Source organism: Halomonas citrativorans (genome assembly GCF_900163645.1).
In the GTDB taxonomy this organism is placed as follows: domain Bacteria; phylum Pseudomonadota; class Gammaproteobacteria; order Pseudomonadales; family Halomonadaceae; genus Vreelandella; species Vreelandella citrativorans.
Window position 1 is genome coordinate 14,787 of sequence record NZ_FUKM01000033.1, and the last position, 18,164, is coordinate 32,950.

General features: G+C 54.9%; 17 protein-coding genes. 12 read left to right on the plus strand and 5 right to left on the minus strand.

Features of this window, described 5'->3' with window-relative positions:
* The first annotated feature begins 41 nt into the window (after positions 1–41).
* A complete protein-coding gene (locus CZ787_RS07680) occupies positions 42–944 on the plus strand; it encodes an NAD-dependent protein deacetylase (protein WP_087107848.1) in 903 nt (300 codons plus the stop codon).
* On the opposite strand, the gene CZ787_RS07685 is transcribed toward CZ787_RS07680, so the two are convergent.
* The gene (locus CZ787_RS07685; protein WP_087107850.1) at positions 878–1,489 is read right to left on the minus strand and encodes a DNA-3-methyladenine glycosylase; all 612 of its coding nucleotides are present in this window, start codon (positions 1,487–1,489) and stop codon (positions 878–880) included. The two genes, CZ787_RS07680 and CZ787_RS07685, sit on opposite strands and share 67 nt — an antisense overlap.
* A gap of 70 nt (positions 1,490–1,559) precedes the next feature.
* Between CZ787_RS07685 and CZ787_RS07690 the strand changes: the two genes are divergently transcribed.
* The 7 genes from CZ787_RS07690 to CZ787_RS07720 all read left to right on the plus strand — a co-directional run bounded on the left by CZ787_RS07690 (position 1,560) and on the right by CZ787_RS07720 (position 8,396).
* Complete coding sequence (locus CZ787_RS07690) at positions 1,560–3,023, plus strand: protein adenylyltransferase SelO (protein ID WP_087107852.1); 1,464 nt, start codon at positions 1,560–1,562, stop codon at positions 3,021–3,023.
* Between the two features lie 53 nt (positions 3,024–3,076).
* Positions 3,077–4,123: a DNA polymerase IV gene (gene dinB, locus CZ787_RS07695; protein ID WP_087107854.1), complete on the plus strand. Its 1,047-nt coding sequence runs from the start codon at positions 3,077–3,079 to the stop codon at positions 4,121–4,123.
* Between the two features lie 190 nt (positions 4,124–4,313).
* Positions 4,314–5,141 (plus strand): alpha/beta fold hydrolase, encoded by an 828-nt coding sequence (locus tag CZ787_RS07700; RefSeq protein WP_087107856.1) that lies wholly within the window; start codon positions 4,314–4,316, stop codon positions 5,139–5,141.
* Between the two features lie 9 nt (positions 5,142–5,150).
* Complete coding sequence (locus CZ787_RS07705) at positions 5,151–5,402, plus strand: thiamine-binding protein (protein ID WP_087107858.1); 252 nt, start codon at positions 5,151–5,153, stop codon at positions 5,400–5,402.
* Between the two features lie 136 nt (positions 5,403–5,538).
* Complete coding sequence (locus CZ787_RS07710) at positions 5,539–6,558, plus strand: TRAP transporter substrate-binding protein (RefSeq protein ID WP_087107860.1); 1,020 nt, start codon at positions 5,539–5,541, stop codon at positions 6,556–6,558.
* Entirely contained in the window at positions 6,555–7,067 is a 513-nt protein-coding gene (locus CZ787_RS07715) for a TRAP transporter small permease (protein WP_087107862.1), read from the plus strand. The genes CZ787_RS07710 and CZ787_RS07715 overlap by 4 nt, the downstream gene beginning before the upstream one ends.
* A gap of 24 nt (positions 7,068–7,091) precedes the next feature.
* The gene (locus CZ787_RS07720) at positions 7,092–8,396 is read left to right on the plus strand and encodes a TRAP transporter large permease (RefSeq protein WP_087107864.1); all 1,305 of its coding nucleotides are present in this window, start codon (positions 7,092–7,094) and stop codon (positions 8,394–8,396) included.
* Between the two features lie 66 nt (positions 8,397–8,462).
* Here CZ787_RS07720 and gabT read toward each other — a convergent pair whose 3' ends face one another.
* The 4 genes from gabT to csiR form a co-directional block, all read right to left on the minus strand.
* A complete protein-coding gene (gene gabT, locus CZ787_RS07725; protein ID WP_087107866.1) occupies positions 8,463–9,737 on the minus strand; it encodes a 4-aminobutyrate--2-oxoglutarate transaminase in 1,275 nt (424 codons plus the stop codon).
* 81 nt (positions 9,738–9,818) lie between these two features.
* Positions 9,819–11,033, minus strand: a complete 1,215-nt coding sequence (locus CZ787_RS07730; protein WP_087107868.1) for a CaiB/BaiF CoA transferase family protein — start codon at positions 11,031–11,033, stop codon at positions 9,819–9,821.
* 39 nt (positions 11,034–11,072) lie between these two features.
* On the minus strand, positions 11,073–12,251 hold the full coding sequence (locus CZ787_RS07735) for an acyl-CoA dehydrogenase (RefSeq protein ID WP_087107870.1): 1,179 nt from the start codon (positions 12,249–12,251) through the stop codon (positions 11,073–11,075).
* A gap of 146 nt (positions 12,252–12,397) precedes the next feature.
* Positions 12,398–13,087, minus strand: coding sequence for a DNA-binding transcriptional regulator CsiR (csiR, locus tag CZ787_RS07740; protein ID WP_087107872.1), 690 nt, complete (start codon positions 13,085–13,087; stop codon positions 12,398–12,400).
* 118 nt (positions 13,088–13,205) lie between these two features.
* Between csiR and lhgO the strand changes: the two genes are divergently transcribed.
* From lhgO to CZ787_RS07760, 4 genes are all read left to right on the plus strand, one after another.
* Positions 13,206–14,402: an L-2-hydroxyglutarate oxidase gene (gene lhgO, locus CZ787_RS07745; RefSeq protein ID WP_087107873.1), complete on the plus strand. Its 1,197-nt coding sequence runs from the start codon at positions 13,206–13,208 to the stop codon at positions 14,400–14,402.
* A 120-nt stretch (positions 14,403–14,522) separates the two neighbouring features.
* A complete protein-coding gene (locus CZ787_RS07750; protein WP_087107875.1) occupies positions 14,523–15,482 on the plus strand; it encodes a TAXI family TRAP transporter solute-binding subunit in 960 nt (319 codons plus the stop codon).
* A 29-nt stretch (positions 15,483–15,511) separates the two neighbouring features.
* Positions 15,512–16,009: a DUF1850 domain-containing protein gene (locus CZ787_RS07755; protein WP_087107877.1), complete on the plus strand. Its 498-nt coding sequence runs from the start codon at positions 15,512–15,514 to the stop codon at positions 16,007–16,009.
* A gap of 81 nt (positions 16,010–16,090) precedes the next feature.
* Positions 16,091–18,100: a TRAP transporter permease gene (locus CZ787_RS07760; protein WP_087107879.1), complete on the plus strand. Its 2,010-nt coding sequence runs from the start codon at positions 16,091–16,093 to the stop codon at positions 18,098–18,100.
* Positions 18,101–18,164 lie beyond the last annotated feature (64 nt).

Below are 18,164 nucleotides of genomic sequence, written 5' to 3' on the forward strand. Positions count from 1 at the left end.
GGGAAACTTGCCTAGGGCATCAATTGACGCAGGCCGTGGAAATGGAAAAAAGTGTGGCCCAAGCGGGGTTTGAACTTGCTCGCTTTATCGAGCAGCACCCCAGGTTGTGGGTAATTACCGGCGCAGGTGTGAGTACCGATAGCGGTATTCCCGACTACCGCGACGCTAACGGGCAGTGGAAGCGGCCACCTCCTGTTCAGCACGGCGACTTTATGGCATCGCTCAGCGTGCGTCAGCGCTATTGGGCGCGTGCGCTGGTCGGATTTAAAGCACTCCGCGAAGCCCAAATAAGTGGTGCTCACCAGGCGTTGGCAGCGCTGGAGGCGATGGGGTTTGTAGAGCTTTTGGTAACGCAGAATGTTGACCGCCTTCATCAGCGGGCAGGTTCAAAGCGTGTCATCGACCTGCACGGCCGGGCGGATCTGGTGAAGTGCATGACTTGCCATTACCAGATGATGCGCCACGCCATGCATAGCGAAATGGCGCGCATGAACCCTGCCTTTGCGGTACTTAATGCCACGCACGCGCCGGATGGCGACGCTGACCTGGAAACCGATTTCAGTACGTTTCGCGTGCTTGATTGCCCGCGTTGCGGCGGTATTTTAAAGCCGGACGTGGTTTATTATGGCGACGTGGTGCCTGCAGAGCGTCGCCAAGCGGCGCAGGCAGGCTTGAACAAGGCGGATGCGGTGCTGGCCGTAGGCACGTCGTTAATGGTGTTTTCGGGCTACCGCTTCTGTCGTGATGCTCATGCCATGGGCTTGCCCATTGCCTCGCTGTCGCTGGGTGTTACCCGGGCAGATACGCTACTCAGCCATCAATGGCGCGCCCCATTAACGCCGGTATTAACCCATGCCGTTAAGCGGTTGACGCTGGGTCAGCGCGCTTTGGATACCCACGGGTTGCCTTCCAGCCAAAACCGCCAGGGCGCATCACGGTCATGAGGCTCGGCGTAGTCGATGCCGACACGCGGGCCGCTGGCAATGGGCGTCGAGTGGCTGCCTGCACATACCCACAACTGCTCAGCGTGCGTCATATCGTGGCCGTAAAGCGCTTTATCCACGCCAAGTGCCCGGGTGAGTTTGCCGGGCCCGTTACATAATTGCCTGCCCGGTATACTGCGCCGCTCGCGCATGGCCTGTTCGTTAAGCACGGGTTCAACAGCGCGGATCAGCACTGCACAAGGCGACCCTTCAGGTTCGGTGACGATATTAAGCAGCCAGTGCATGCCATACACCAGGTACACGTAGGCGTGACCGGGCTGGCCGAACATCGCCGCCGTGCGAGGCGTTAATCCACGGTGGGCATGGCAGGCTGAGTCGTGGGCGCCGCAATAAGCTTCTGTTTCAACAATACGCGCCGCCATCTGAACGCCGTCTATGGCACGCACTAACCAGCAACCTAACAGGTCGTTGGCGACGGCGACGGTATCGCGTTGATAGAAGTCGCGTGACACCGGAGGCAAAGGTAGCCCGTGAAGAGATGACATTATCTCACCGCCTGCTTGAGTGAACTGCTAGGGTATTAGGAGATAACGCCCAATGATAGAGGAGGTGACTATGCTGACGTTCGAGCATTTTTACAAAACACTGCCTGAGCCGCTGTGGATAGCGTGCCAGCCCACGCCGGTAAAAGCGCCCAGCTTAATTGCCTTTAATCACACCCTTGCCCAAACCCTTGGGGCGAGTGAGGTGCCTGATAATGCCACGCTGGCGCAGTGGTTTAGCGGCAATACGCTGCCCCCAGGCGCAGACCCTATTGCGCTTGGCTATGCGGGCCACCAGTTTGGTAATTTTGTCCCCCAGCTTGGTGATGGCCGGGCGCTTTTGCTGGGCGAAGTGGTAGACGAGCAGGGCCAGCGGCGGGATATACAGCTGAAGGGCAGCGGGCGAACTCCTTTTTCACGCGGCGGCGATGGCCGCTCGCCCCTCGGGCCTGTACTGCGTGAGTACCTGGTCAGTGAATTTATGTCGGCGATTGGCGTACCCACCACGCGGGCGTTGGCCGCGGTAGCCAGCGGAGAGGTGGTTAGACGCCAGCTGCCTGAGCCGGGGGCTGTTTTTACCCGGGTGGCTCGCAGCCACGTGCGCGTTGGCACCTTTCAGTTTGCTTCGGTGCTGCGTAATGAACAGACCCTAAAAGCCCTGGCGGATTACGCGATTGAGCGGCACTACCCAAACGCGGCCCAGGCCGATGATCCTTACCTGGCGCTGCTGGAGGCGGTTGTTGCCCGCCAGGCCGCGCTGGTGGCGCACTGGATGAGCGTAGGCTTTATCCACGGTGTGATGAATACCGACAACACCAGCATCACCGGGGAGACCATTGATTACGGCCCCTGTGCCTTTATGGAGCAGTTTGATCCGCAAAAGGTGTTTAGCTCTATTGACGAGGCCGGCCGCTACGCCTTTGGAAACCAGCCCGCGATTGCCCAATGGAACCTGGCCCGCCTGGCAGAAACGTTACTGCCGCTAATGCAGGCGCAGGGCGATGAAGCGGTGGAGCAGGCAACACAGGCCATTCATCGTTTTACCGATATACATGCCGATGAGCAGCGCAAGCGTCAGGCGGATAAGCTAGGGCTTTCGTCTGATAGCGAGCAAGTCAATACGCTGATGGCGTCGCTTGAAATCCAGATGGCCCAAGGCAAGATGGATATGACGGCAACCTTTGACGCGTTGACCCAGTACGCCGCCTCACCGGGTGCCCAAACCCATGATGCCGTGCTTGCGTTAACCACTCAGCCTGACGCATTGGGTGCGTGGACAGAAGCCTGGCAGGCCGAGTGTGTTGCCCATCAGGATGCAGCGCGTTGGAAGGCGATGCGGCACGCCAATCCAGTCGTTATTCCGCGTAATCACCGCGTTCAGGAAGTGATTAATGCCGCTTACGAGGGCGACTACGCACCTTTTCATACCTTGCTTGCAGCGGTGACCAAGCCCTTCGAAGACTCACCGGAAGCGCGCCGCTTGGCCGTTCCTGCCACCAGCAGCGAACAAGTACTGAGAACATTCTGCGGAACCTGAATGGGAAAAACCTGTGATAAACTGTGTTTTTTTACAGGTGAGAAGGGTGGCCAGTGCGCAAAATTATTCACTGCGACTGTGACTGCTTTTACGCGGCGGTAGAAATGCGTGACAACCCGGCGCTCAAGGATATTCCCATTGCCATCGGGGGGAGCGTCGAGCAGCGCGGGGTGGTCGCAACCTGCAATTATCCCGCCCGCGAATACGGCATTCATTCTGCCATGCCGATGGCTCAGGCACTGAAACGCTGCCCACATTTAACGCTTATCCGTGGCGATATGGCCAAGTACAAGGAAGTGGCGCGCCAGGTCTTTGCGATTTATCGCGAGGTGACCGATTTAATCGAACCGCTGTCGTTGGACGAAGCATTTCTGGATGTCTCCGAGGTGATGCTGCACCAGGGCAGTGCCACGCGCATGGCGCAGGCGATCCGTGAGCGGGTGCGGCGGGAAGTAGGTATCACCGTGTCGGCGGGAGTGGCACCCAACAAATTCCTCGCCAAAATTGCCAGCGACTGGAACAAGCCGGACGGCCTGTGTGTGATTACACCTGATGAAGTGGAGCGCTTTGTGCAGGCGCTGCCGGTGAAAAAGATTCATGGGGTGGGCCCACGCACCGCTGAAAAGATGGCGCGGCTGGATATCCATACCTGCGCTGACCTGCGCATTCGCCCACTTACTGAGCTGGTGGAACATTTTGGCCGCTTTGGTAAACGCCTGCACGAGCTAAGCCTCGGCCATGACGAGCGACCGGTTAAAACCCATCGTGAGCGTAAATCGGTAAGTACCGAGCAGACCTATGCCAAGGACCTGCCCACGCTTGCGGAGTGCCGCCAACAACTCCCTATTCTGTTAGAGGATTTAGAGCGCCGCTATGCCCGCCTGGACCCACCGCCTGGCGTAAGAGGGTTAATGGTCAAGGTGAAGTTTAACGATTTTACCCAAACAACGGTGGAACATGCCGACCCCGCGCCCAACCTTGAACAGTTCGAAACGCTGTTGAACGTCGGTTGGGCACGCGGCGAGCGCCCGGTGCGCCTGCTGGGGGTGGGGTATCGCTTGGCAGAAGCCGCCCCGGCCGAGCAGCTCTCTCTTTTTTAGAAATCAGCGTCCACACATATTTTGTTAGCCTGTTAAACCTTATGTCGATTGACGCTCTTGAGTCCGCACGTTAAAACGGTTGTATGAAAACGATCATATGAAAACGAGTGTATGAAAGCGATTGTATGAAAACGGTATTGCCACGTGTACTGGCGACCATAACGGCGGCGTTAAAGGCTCAAGAGTTTTTATGACAACAACCTCCGCACGGCCTCATCTGATGTTTGCCCATGCCAATGGGTTTCCTGGGCTGAGCTATAAAAGCCTGCTCGAACCCTTGGCTGATACCTTTGAGATCCACCCCGTAGATCGGCTAGGGCATCATCCGGACTACCCAGTGAACCACAATTGGGCCAACCTGGTGGATGAGCTATTAAGCTATCTGCCGGATACCCAAGCGCCCCTGCTAGGCGTGGGGCATTCGCTGGGCGGCACCCTGATGGCCATGGCGGCCGACAAGCAGCCCGAGCGTTTTTGCGGGGTGATCCTGCTCGACCCGCCGTTGATGTTGGGAGCTGACGCCTGGGCCATGAAGGTGGCCAAGCGTTTTGGCTTTATGGATCGCATTACCCCGGCAGGTAAGACCCAAGGACGGCGCAGCGTGTGGCCAAGCCGCGAGGTGATGGCTAAATCCTTAAGCCAGCGCGGCCTCTTTAGCCGCTTTACCCCGGCAGCGCTTAACGACTACATTGAAGCAGGTACCCGGCTTTTAGAGGATGGCAGCGCAGAATTGACGTTTGATCCGCGTGTCGAGGTGGAGATTTTTCGCCACTTGCCGGACCACCTTTCGCGCTTGCCGAGTCGGGTAGGCGTGCCGCTGGCGATTATTGCCGGTCAGGATTCAGATTTGCTTACCGCAGCGCGTATCAAGCGTTTGAAGCGGAAAGGCTTAACCGTGAGCGACACTCCAGGAACCCATATGTTTCCGATGGAGCACCCCGACGAAACACGGTTAGCCATTCTGGCCGCTTGGCAACGCTTTTCGAGCGCAACTGGTAGGCCATCACACACAGCGTAAGGAGGCGTTATGTATCTTTCTGTGCAGCTTAGTTACTACCCGCTGGGCAATGATGTTAAACCGCTGGTAAAAGACGTGGTCAAGCGCCTTGAGGCGACGGGGCTAGAGGTGTATCCCAACCGCATGAGCACTCAGATATTTGGTGAGTTCGATGCGGTTATGGAGGCCTTGAGCGAGGTGATGAAGTGGTCGTTTGAGACATACGGCAAAGCGGTATTTACGGCCAATTTTCTCGAGGGAGATCGACGACCCCGTGATTGAGTTACGGCCTATCTTCTTAGATCTGTTATCACGCAGTGTCGCTATCTGACGCTTTTATGTCGCTATAGGAAACAGTTGGCTGGCCAATGAATGTAGTTTAAGAAATACCTTCAATAATAAATAGTAGGATCATTGAATGATTTCTAAAGCTGCTGCGAAAAAAAATGGGCTTAAGCCGGTAATAAACACATCTCTTCTATTAGGTTCGTTACTGGTGAGCGGCTACGCTTTTGCTCAGTCAGCTAATATGGACTTTTCCAATGAATATAATGCGAACTCCATACACGCCCAAGGCGATGCCTATTTTATTGATAAAGTAGGAGAGCTTACGGATGGCGATATCAATATTACGCTACATACGGGTGGTGCTTTAGGCTTTAATTCAGGTGACCACTTTTATGCCGTTGCCGATGGCGCCGTTGATATAGCCGATACGCTTTCGGGCACCATGAGCGGAATTGACTCTATCTTCCTGCTCTCTTCCTTGCCCTTTATTGTTGAAAACGTCGCAGATGCGCGACGTTTATATGAAATAGCGAAGCCTCATTACGAAGAAGTATTTGAAGATAATGACCAGATACTGCTTTATGCATCGCCTTGGCCGCCGAGCGGCGTCTGGTCCAAGACGGCAATAGAGAGTCCGGATGACCTGGAAAACTTAAAAATCCGTACCTTTGATCGCAGTGGAACGGAAACTTTCCGAAATGTAGGCGCTTCACCCGTCAGCCTATCCTGGGGAGATGTGGTGCCTCAGCTGGCTACCGGTGGAATCAGTGCTGTATTAACCTCGGCAGAGGCGGGCGCGAATGGCAGTTTCTGGGAGCATCAGAACCATTTTGCGGGAGTTCAATATGCTATCCCGCTCAATATGGTGCATATGAATAAAGGTGTATTTGAGTCATTGAGCGCTGAACAGCAAGATACACTTCTTGAAGCCGCCAACCTCACTGATCAGCACAATTGGGCGGCTGTTGAGACCCGTACCGAAGAAAACTATCAAACGCTTGGTGAGCATGATGTAGCCATCAATGATCCGGTATCAGCTGAGTTGCTTAGCGCGCTTTCGGATGCATCAGACAGCGTTATTGAGAATTGGCTACAAAACACTGGTGATGTGGGGCAATCAATCCTGATTGAGTTTAGAGGCGAGCAATGATGTTTCTAAAGAGCATGGAGCGAATCTCCATGCTGCTTAATAGAATCGGCGCTGTGATTGCCATCGTACTGATTATTTATATGCTGGCCCATATTCTTCTGGAGATAGCGCTGAGGTTTTTTGGCCAATCCACCTATATCCTGGATGAGTATATTGGCTATGCCGTTGCCACTATGTCGTTTCTAGGCCTTCCTTACGTACTTGAGAAAGGTGGGCTGATCAGAGTCTCCCTTCTGCTTGAACGTATCCCTGTGAATAAGCGATGGCCGCTTGAATTCTTCAGTAGCCTGGTAACCGCTGGCTGCTTTCTATGGATATCTACGTTCTGGCTGCAAAACGTTCAGCGGAGTTTTAGCCGAGGGGTAGTCAGTGAAACACTCGCTGAAACGCCTATCTGGATACCTGAGGGCGCCATACTGATTGGTATGTGGCTGATCTCTTTTTCGCTTCTTGTCAGAGCCCTGAAAATACTGATGTTGCGCTCTCAGTACTTGCCTGTAGCTGAATAAGATTTAACTGATGGGAAGTCATGCATGGATATTTTTTGGACAGCTATAGGCGTTGCGGTTCTACTGCTTTTCTTTCTGACCATGGGCATGTGGATTTTTGCTGCCATGATGGCAGTGTCTATCGGCTCTCTTTGGCTGTTTGGAGATTTTAGTGCAGATCGCATTGGCCTGATTTTTTCTCGGATTTTATATCGGGCTAGCAACAGCTGGGAATTATCTGCCATTCCGCTGTTTATCCTGATGGGAGAGTTGATATTTCGCTCGAATATCTCGGAGCGTTTGTTCAAGGGACTTGTACCGATTACCAGCCATTTGCCCGGCGGAATACTCCATACCAACGTTTTGGGCTGCACATTATTTGCAGCCGTGAGTGGCTCCAGCGCGGCTACAACGGCCACCATTGGTAAAATTACTACTCAGGAGCTGAAAGAGAGAGGCTATGACAGAAATCTTTCGATTGGCTCTCTGGCAGGCGCCGGTAGTCTCGGCCTGTTGATTCCTCCATCAATCGTGATGATTGTCTATGGAGTGCAAGCGGAGGTGTCGATCAGTCAGCTGTTTATGGCAGGCGTGGTGCCCGGGCTTTTGATCGCTTTTCTCTACAGCTGCTACATCTGCTTCAGGTCTTGGATGTCGCCATCCTTAACGCCTAAAGCCGTGGTGTCTGAACAGACTATCTGGCAATCTTTTGTGTTGCTGTTGCCCATATTATTGCTGATCTCCATTGTGATTGGATCAATCTATAGCGGCATTGCAACACCATCAGAAGCAGCAGCAGTGGGCGTGGCTGCTACTCTGATGCTATTGGGATTTGAAAGACAGCTAAACCTAAGGCTATTTATTGAAGCATTTCGCGGGACGTTAATCACCACCATCATGGTGTGTAGCCTGCTAATCACAGCAACGCTTCTATCCACGGCGATGGGATATCTACATCTACCGCGCGAGTTGGCAGGTTGGATTGCTGAGCAGAACTTCAGTCCCATGGTGTTGCTGTTTGCGCTAGCCATTTTCTATATCGTGCTGGGGCTCTTCCTGGACGGTATTTCGATTACCGTAATGAGTTTGCCGATTACGCTCCCCATCGTTTTGCTGGCAGGGTTTGATCCAATCTGGTTTGGTATTTTTCTGATTATCATGATTGAACTTGGTCAGATTACCCCGCCTGTTGGCTTTAATCTCTTTGTACTGCAAAGCCTGACAGGTGAAAGCATCAGCCGTGTTGCATGGGCATCACTGCCGTTTTTCCTGCTCATGTGTATTGCTGCCATGCTGGTGAGCATCTGGCCGCAAATTGCCCTTTGGTTGCCAAGATTTATGGCAGGGTGACGGCAGATAAACATCCAACGCGCCGCTCGATTTGAGCGGCGCGTTTGTTTTCCACACGTGGTCGTTCTAAACCAGCGATTCCAGGCATGACTCGATAATATCCAGCCCTTCGTTTAACACGTCGTCTTCGATGGTAATGGGCATTAAAAAGCGGATGGTATTGCCGTACATCCCACAGGAAAGCAGAATCAAACCCTCTTCGCGGGCTTTTTTGCATAATGCGCTGGCAAGCTCTGCATTGGGTGCTCGGGTAGTTTTATCAGCGACGAGTTCAAAGGCGGCCATAGCGCCCATGTGGCGAACATTAGCGACGCTTTCGTAACGTGCCTGCCACTGATTAAAATGCTTGGCCAGCTTATCGCCGAGGGCTTGGCTTTTCTCCAGGACGTTCTCTTTCTCAAACACTTCCATAACGGCAAGTGCAGCAGCGCAGGCGGTTGGGCTGCCTGTGTAGGTGCCACCCAATGAGTTGGGGCCTGAGGCGTCCATTATTGTATCGGTGCCTACCACGGCTGAAATCGGCATGCCGTCGGCCATGCTTTTGGCCATGGTCATGATGTCGGGCTCAACACCGCTGTGCTCAATGGCGAACATCTTGCCTGTGCGCCCGAAGCCAGACTGTACCTCGTCAATAATCATCAGAATGCCGTGCTCATCACAGATGTCGCGAATTTTTTTAAGAAACGAGGCAGGCGCCGGGTAAAAGCCGCCTTCGCCAAGCACGGGTTCCAGGATGATGGCGGCGGTATTGGACGGGCCTGCGTCGGTTTTAAGCGCCATCATCAGGCCGCGAAGGGCTTCATCTTCACTGACACCGTGATAATCGACCGGGTAGGGCGCCCGAAATACGGTGCCTGGCATGGGGCCAAAGTCGGTTTGGTAGGGCGCTACTTTGCCGTTCATCGCCATGGTGAAGAAGGTACGGCCGTGGTAGCCGCCATCAAAGCAGATGACGTTAGCGCGTCCGGTCGCTGCGCGGGCAATCTTGACGGCGTTTTCCAGCGCTTCGGCGCCGGAGTTGGCCAGCATTACTTTGGCGTGGCCACGAACCGGTACCAGGTGGCTAAGTTTTTCGGCTACACGAACGTAGCCTTCATAGGGCATGACCGTTTGGCAGGTATGCATTACCTTGTCGAGCTGTGCCTTCACCGCGGCAACCACTTTAGGATGGCGGTGGCCGATGTTCAGGACGCCTATTCCGCCAGCAAAATCGATAAATCGGTTGCCATCAGCATCCCACACTTCGGCGTTTTCGGCATGGTCGGCAAACGCTGTGGCAGGGCTCGCTGCGCCGTTGGCAACGTATTTCCGCTTTAGTTCGTTTAGCTCAGCATTGCTCATGGCTCAACTCCTATCTAATAAGGGATAGGCTTTCAGCATAGTGCGTAATTAATAGGCGTAAACACCGTATACGCCGAGCAATCAAATAATACCTGCCTCACGCAGTGCCTGCTGTTGGGCCGGGCTAATGCCGATGTCGTCTAACACATGTTCAGTATGCTCACCCAAGCCTGGCGGTGCTGTGCTGGCGCTCATGGAGTGCCCATTAACGCGAATAGGGTTAGCCACCAGGTCCACCTGGCCCGACTGTGTGTGGGGCAGGGTCTGTTTTAAGCCGCGCGCTTTTACATGCGGGTCATCAAATACGCGGTCAAGCGTATTGATGGGGCCGCTGGGCACGCCTGCTGCTTCAAAGGCGGTCAGCCATGTATCCATGGTTCGATGAGCAAGGGCCGCTTCGAGTAGGGGCACGAGTGTTTCACGGTGGTTAACACGGGCACCGTTGGTGGCGAAACGCTCATCAAGCGGCAGGTCGCTTAGCGAGAGCACCTCACAAAAGCGCGTAAACTGTGCGTCATTGCCTACGGCCACAATGATGTGTCCATCCGCGGTCGCAAACGCTTGATAGGGCACGATGTTAGGGTGTGCATTGCCCAAGCGTTGAGGCACGTTGCCGGAGGTTAAGTAGTTAAGCGCTTGATTGGCCAGCACGCCGACCTGGACATCCATCAGCGCCATATCAATATGGCAGCCAACGCCGCTGTCGCGGCGTTGATAAAGCGCTGCCAGCACAGCGTTGGCGGCATACAGGCCAGTAAAAATATCGGTAAACGCCACGCCGCTTTTCACCGGGCCGCCGCCGGGTTCACTGTCGGGTTTGCCGGTTAAACTCATGATGCCGCCCATGGCTTGAATCATGAAGTCGTAGCCTGCGCGGTGGGCGTAGGGACTTTCCTGGCCAAAACCGGTAATGGAGCAGTAGATCAGTGCCGGGTTAAGCGCTTGCAGGCTGGCGTAATCCAGGCCGTATTTTTTAAGGCCGCCGACTTTAAAGTTCTCAAGCAGCACATCTGACTGGGCGACGAGCTGCTTAATCAGCGTTTGGCCTTCTGGCCTGGCCATATCGATAGTTACCGAGCGTTTGCCCCGGTTGGCGCACAGGTAATAGGCTGATTCTGCGGTGTTTTCAAGCCAAGGAGGCCCCCAGTGGCGCGTGTCGTCACCGCTGCCTGGACGCTCGACCTTCACTACATCGGCCCCCATGTCCGCGAGCATTTGGCCACACCAGGGCCCGGCCAGTACGCGAGAAATATCGAGTACCTTAATGCCCGCCAGCGGTTTGGTTACGTTGCTCATGATGATTCCTGTGGCCTGTTGTGGTTTGTGCGCGGCAGCTTAGAAAAATGCCTGAATGCCGGTTTGAGAGCGGCCAAGAATCAACGCGTGAACATCGTGGGTACCTTCGTAGGTATTCACTGATTCCAGGTTCACCATATGGCGAATGACCCCATACTCGTCGGAAACGCCGTTACCGCCGTGCATATCTCGCGACATGCGCGCAATATCCAGCGCCTTGCCGCAGTTGTTGCGTTTGATCAGCGAAATCATTTCCGGCGCCCAGTTGCCGCTATCCATCAAACGGCCCACCTGAAGCGCGGCCTGAAGGCCCAAGGTGATTTCCGTTTGCATATCGGCCAGCTTTTTCTGGATCAACTGGTTAGCCGCTAGTGGGCGGTTAAACTGCTTGCGGTCCAGGGTGTACTGGCGGGCGGCATGCCAGCAGAATTCAGCGGTGCCCATTACGCCCCATGCAATGCCATAACGCGCTTTGTTCAAGCAGCCAAAAGGCCCTTTAAGGCCGCTGACGTTAGGCAGCAGGTTCTCTTCAGGGACAAAGGCGCCATCCAGTACGATTTCACCGGTAATCGAGGCGCGAAGCGACACCTTGCCTTCAATTTTTGGGGTGGAGAAACCTTCCGTGCCGCGCTCAACGATAAAGCCTTTGATCTGGTTGTCGTGGGCTGCCGACTTGGCCCATACCACGGCGATATCGGCAATGGGGCTGTTGGTAATCCACATTTTGGCGCCGGTTAACCGGTAGCCGCCGTCGACTTTTTCAGCACGCGTAATCATTGAGCCCGGGTCAGAGCCATGGTCGGGTTCGGTAAGGCCAAAACAGCCGACCATTTCACCGCTGGCAAGCCTGGGCAGGTACTTTTGTTTTTGCTCTTTTGAGCCATACGCTTCAATGGGATACATCACCAGCGACGACTGTACGCTCATGGCTGAGCGGTAGCCGGAATCGACACGCTCCACTTCTCGGGCTATCAAGCCGTACGCGACGTGGTTAACGCCTGCGCCGCCGTACTCCGGGGAAACGGTCGCGCCCAGCAGGCCCAGTTCTCCCATCTCCGTCATGATCTCGCGGTCAAAACGCTCTTCACGAAATGCACTTAATACACGGGGCTGCAGGTTGTTTTGGCAGTAGTCATGGGCGGCATCGCGAATCTGGCGCTCTTCCTCTGTGAGCTGGTGCTCCAGCAATAGCGGGTCGTCCCAATTGAAATGTGTCATTACGTAGTCTCCTGAGAATTCTTGAGGGGAAACAGGTTCGCGTCGACACATCCTAGCGCCCACGCCGATCCAGCGATCTACTTTGAAAGCCATTCCAATTTATCGCCGTTATTTAAAAATATCTACATTTTTTTGAAATGAAGAATTTATTGGATGCCGCGAGCCTTAAGCACTTGCGTAATGATGGGGACTGGGGTCATCAAGTGGTCGCGCATTAACGTGTCAGCCTGCTCGGCATTGCGGGCCAAAATAACCTCAACAAGGGCGGCGTGCTCTTGGCGCTTTTGCGCTAGTGCGGTGGGCGACATAACGGTTTCCTGTAGCCACAAGTGGCGGTAACGTTCCACCTGATCAAACAGAGTGTGGCGCATTTGCAGCAGGTGAGGGGAGTTGCAGCCGCTGGCAATCGCGGTATGGAACGCCTTGTGACGTGTATCCCAGCCATCAAGTAGTTCATCGGGCGAGCTGATATCGGTTACCCTGGAAAGCCGGTGTGCCGTGGCTACCACCGAGGCTTCCCACTCATCGTCGCCCCGCTCGATGGCTAGGCGCAAAATAAGCCCTTCCAACTGGGCACGTGCGTCGTAAATATCATTAAGCTCAGCAAGTGACATGGGCGCTACGCGGTATCCCCGCTGGCTAATAGCCACGACCAAGCGGTCGGCTACCAGTTGCGAAAGCGCCTCCCGTAGCGGCCCGGTGCTAACGCCGTAATGCTCCTTTAAGCGGCTCATAAGGAGCTTCTCTTCAGGCGCATAGCGGCCTCGGATAATGTCGTGCTTGAGTGTGCGGTAAGCGTTAATCGCTAAATTTTGACGCGGCGCATCTGGCTCCATGGCAATCTCCATTGCTATAACGTCGGCTCGCTGGTGAAAGGGTGGCAAACCGGCGAAGATATAAGAATAGCGGCTATTATTACTAAAAATTAACACTTTGGCATAAGAGGCGTGATTGATGTGGGATTTCATCATTATTGGCGGCGGAATCCTTGGGATGTCTACCGCAATGCAGCTGCAGCAGACCTACCCTGATAAGCGTCTGCTGGTGCTTGAAAAAGAGCACGGCCCCGCTCAGCACCAATCCGGCCATAACAGCGGTGTTATTCATGCCGGGGTGTACTACACGCCAGGCAGTTTGAAGGCGCGGTTTTGTCTTGAGGGCAACCGAGCAACGCGGGCGTTTTGTGATCAGCATGGGGTCGATTACGCCATTTGCGGCAAGCTGCTGGTAGCCACCGATGCCCTTGAAATCCAGCGCATGCAAGCGCTCTGGGAGCGTACTGCGGCCAATGGCCTGGAGCGTGAGTGGCTTAGCGCGGAGGCGCTTAAAGAGCGTGAGCCGAATATCCGTGGCGAGGCCGCTATTTACGTCCCTTCAAGCGGCATCGTCGACTATGCCCAGGTAACTCGCGCCATGGCCGCTGAATTTGAGCGTCTTGGCGGGAAAATTCGCTATGGCGTTGAGGTGAAAGGGTTGGAAGAGCGCCGTGCCGAGGTGGTGGTCACCACTTCCAGCGATACGTTGAGCAGCCGCTACCTGGTGACCTGTGCCGGGTTAATGGCTGACCGGGTGATCCGCATGCTGGGTCAGAAGCCAGGCTTTACCATCTGCCCGTTCCGGGGGGAGTACTATTTACTGCCCGAGCAGCATAATCATATCGTTAACCACTTGATTTACCCTATTCCGGACCCGGGCATGCCGTTTTTGGGCGTGCATTTAACCCGAATGATCGATGGTCGCGTAACGGTCGGCCCCAACGCGGTATTAGCGTTAAAGCGAGAAGGCTATCGAAAACAGGATATGTCGCTACGCGATGTAGCTCAGATGTTGTCCCATCCCGGTATTTTAAAGGTATTGGGCAAGCACCTTAAGCCAGGAATCGGGGAGATGAAAAACTCGTTCTATAAGCGTGGCTACCTGGAACTGGTCCGCAAATATTGCCCTGATATCACTATTGGTGATCTTCAACCTTACCCCGCAGGCGTTCGCGCCCAGGCTGTATCCCGGGACGGTAAGTTGGTCGATGACTTCTTATTCGTAAATACACGGCGGACGGTGAACGTGGGCAACGCCCCTTCGCCAGCGGCAACGTCGGCGCTTCCTATTGGTGCGCATATTACTCAGCAGGTCGTGGCACTATTGTCCCATTAACATCAACGCAACAGCCGTGCTAACGTCACGTGGCCGCCGCTGCGAATGCAGCGGCAAGCGCAACAAATATTCTGATCGTCACGCATACTTATAAGTCCAAGCCGGACGGAGGCAACTCGCATGCAAACACTAAAATATGCAGCCGCAGCATCCCTGCTCGCCATAGCACTGCCCGCCAGCGCCCAACAGCTCTCTATCGCCACTGGCGGTACTGGGGGCGTTTACTACCCTATTGGCGGCGGCCTGGCTGAAATGATCAATAACCATATTGAAGGTGCTCAAGCGACGGCGGAAGTGACCGGCGCCTCGGTTGAAAATATGGGACTCATCATGCGCGGCGATGCCGATCTTGCCACCGCACTTGCCGACACGGTGTACCAAGCCTATACCGGCACCGACGATTTTGAAGGGCGTCAGGTGGAAAACACCCGGGCGCTGGCATCCCTCTACCCCAATGCGGTGCAGTTGGTGACGCTTGCCGAATCCGATATTCAAAGCATCAATGACTTGGCGGGCAAGCGCGTTTCTGTTGGCGCACCGGGTAGCGGTACCGAGCTTAACGCCCGCGCCGTACTGGAATCCAACGGTATTAGCTACGAAGACTTTACTCCTCAGCGGCTCAATTTTAACGAAACGGCCGATGCCATCCGTGATGGCGATATTGATGCCGGTTTCTGGAGCGTAGGCCCGCCAACCAGCTCAATTCTTAACCTAGCAGCCACGCGTGACATTCGCTTGATCAGCCTGTCCGATGAAGAAATTGCCAACGCGCAGGAAGAGGAAGCGGTGTTTGCTCCCTACGAGCTTGCCGCTGGCATGTACGACGGGATGGACGAAGCCGTTCAGACCATCGGCATCCCCAATGTTCTGGTGGTTAACGCCGATATGGATGAAGAGCTTGCCTACCAGCTGACCCAGCTGCTGTTTGAGCACACCGATGAGCTGATTGCCGTCCACCCCGCAGCCAACGACACCACGATTGAGTTCACCATGAACTCAACGCCCGTGCCGCTGCACCCGGGCGCAATTCGCTACTTTGAGGAAATGGATGTCGAAATTCCGGATCGTTTGCGTCCGTAACGACGCCTTCATCTAACGGAGCATTCGTCATGCAGTGGCAACAAAAACTGATGGCGCTCCTATTGGTCTGCTTACCGTTCGCCGAGGCTGGGGCTGCCCCCGCCTCGGCATCTGCGTACCTTACGGTGACCACTGAAGATGGCGAAACGCTGTTGGAGGAAGCCGCTCCTGAAGGCGTGCGTTGGTGCATTCAGTGGCAGCATTCGGTTGAACACTTCACAGTACTGGATTGCTATCGCAACGCCGAAGGTGTCATGCAGCTTGAGCGCAGCCATCAGCCCGACTTTGCCGCAGGACTTGGGCACATTGTTGGCCGAGGTGAGCAGGTGTCCGATGGCCAGGGCGGCTATTGGATCAATGCGATTAACGAGCCTGTCACCAATAACCGGTATGTACTTCGAGTAGGCGCTAACGCGGTTAACCATCAAGTGGTATGGCCCGATGGCGAGCACCCTGACATTAGTCTGAGCGAGCAAGCAGCAGGGCAGCGAGTCATCATCCAGCTGGTTGAGCCAGAGCGCTACTGAAAGCAATAAGCGTTTATAAAATCCGATCAGCTCAAACGCTGACTTGGTAAAAACAAGCTAGACAACACTTCCGAGGACTTCATGAACGAATCCACTCCACCGCCGGTATTAATGCCGGGCGGTAATGCGATTCAACCCCGTCTGGTGCTGCGGTGTATCACCATTGTGGCTGTAGGGCTTTCCCTGTTCCAGCTCTACTCAGCCGGCATTCAGCCGTTGGGGCTTTTTTACCAGCGCGGTATCCACTTGGCGCTGATTATGCTGTTAGCATTTTTAATGTTCCCGGTTTTTGGGCCAAACCGTAAACGGGGCATTTTCGGCTGGGGAATTGATCTTGTCTTTTTAGCGGGGGCGCTGATCACCGGCGGCTACCTGGTGCTGTTTTTAGACGAGATTATCAATCGTGCAGGTTTTTGGAGTGAAACCGATATTCTGGTGGCCTGCATTGCAACCGTCACGGTACTGGAAGCCAGCCGCCGGGCTGTAGGCTTCGGGATGACGATTATTGGCGTACTGGCCATCATATACGCCTTTGCCGGGCCACGCGGTGAGCTGCCTTGGTTAGGCGAGTGGATGCCCGGTATTTTAAATCATCGCGGCTATTCTCTGGACCGAGTGGCAGGCCAGCTTTACTTGGGCCAGGAAGGTATCTTTGGTTTGCCGTTAGGGGTTGCCGCGACCTACATCTTTATCTTTGTGCTGTTTGGGGCGTTTTTAGAGAGCACTGGGGCGGGAAAATTCTTTATCGATATGGCTTACGCCGCGACGGGCCGCCAGCGCGGTGGCCCGGCGAAAGCGGCTGTGCTGGCGTCGGCGGGCATGGGGTCTATCTCGGGTAGCGCGATTGCCAACGTGGTAACCACGGGCGCGTTTACTATCCCGCTGATGAAAAAACTGGGCTATCAGCCCAAGCAGGCGGGAGGAATTGAAGCCGCAGCCTCCACCGGTGGGCAAATTATGCCGCCGCTGATGGGCGCAGGTGCCTTTTTGATAGCCGAGTACACCAATACGCCGTACCTGGATATTGTCAAAGTCAGTATTTTACCGGCGATCATGTACTTCGCGACGGTGTATCTGTTTGTACATATTATTGCCCTTAAACAGGGAATGCAGGGCATGCCGAGAAGCGAGCTGCCGAAAATGCGCCAGGTCATGAAGGATGGCTGGCATTTTCTGCTGCCGCTGGCCGTGCTGGTATGGCTTCTGGTAATGAATCTATCGCCCATGCGGGTCGGCTACTACGCGGTGATTACCATGATTGCCGTGGCCGTTTTACGTTACGCGTTATGGTACTTCTTTGTCGCGCCTGGCCAGGGCCAGCCGGTGACTTTGAGGCGGACCCAAGAGGTAGTTTGGATCGGCCTGGTGAAGCTGGTGCAGGGCCTTGAACTGGGCGCACGCAATGCCGTGGCTGTCTCCATGGCGTGTGCGGTGGCGGGCATTATCGTGGGTGTTGTTGGGTTAACCGGCTTGGGGCTTAAGTTCTCCTCCATGATGCTCGCTTTCTCGGGCGGCAATCTGGTGCTCGCCTTGGTCATGGTGTTGTTGGCAAGTCTGATTCTCGGTATGGGCTTGCCGGTCACTGCAAGCTATATCGTGCTCATTGTACTGGTGGGCCCGGCGCTAACGGCGGAGTTTGGCGTTCCGTTGCTGGTGGCTCACCTGGTAGTATTCTGGTACTCCCAGGACTCTAACGTGACGCCGCCCATCGCCTTGGCAGGGTTTGCCGGGGCTGCAATCGCGGGCAGTAAACCGATGGAAACCGGCTTTCAGGCGTGGAAATTTGCCAAGGGGCTTTATCTCATTCCGCTGTTTATGGTGTTCAATCCGGAGATTATTGTCGGCGGCCCGGTGCCGGTGGTGATCTGGAATGCAGTCATTGCGATTTTTGCGCTGTGCGCCTTTGCTGCCGCCCTTGAGGGGTACTTGTTTACCCGTATGGGCTGGTTGCCGCGTCTTGCCATTGGCGCCGCTATTGTGGGGATTTTCTATCCCAGCCTGATCACCGAGATTGCCGGTGTTGTCGTCATGATCGTCGCGATTGGCACAAACTGGCGAGCCAGTAAGCGTGAAGCGCCGAGTGTTGCATAGCGCTTAAAACGATGGCGAAAGCTGGATGTAAAAAAGCCCGGAGACCATTAGGTTTCCGGGCTTT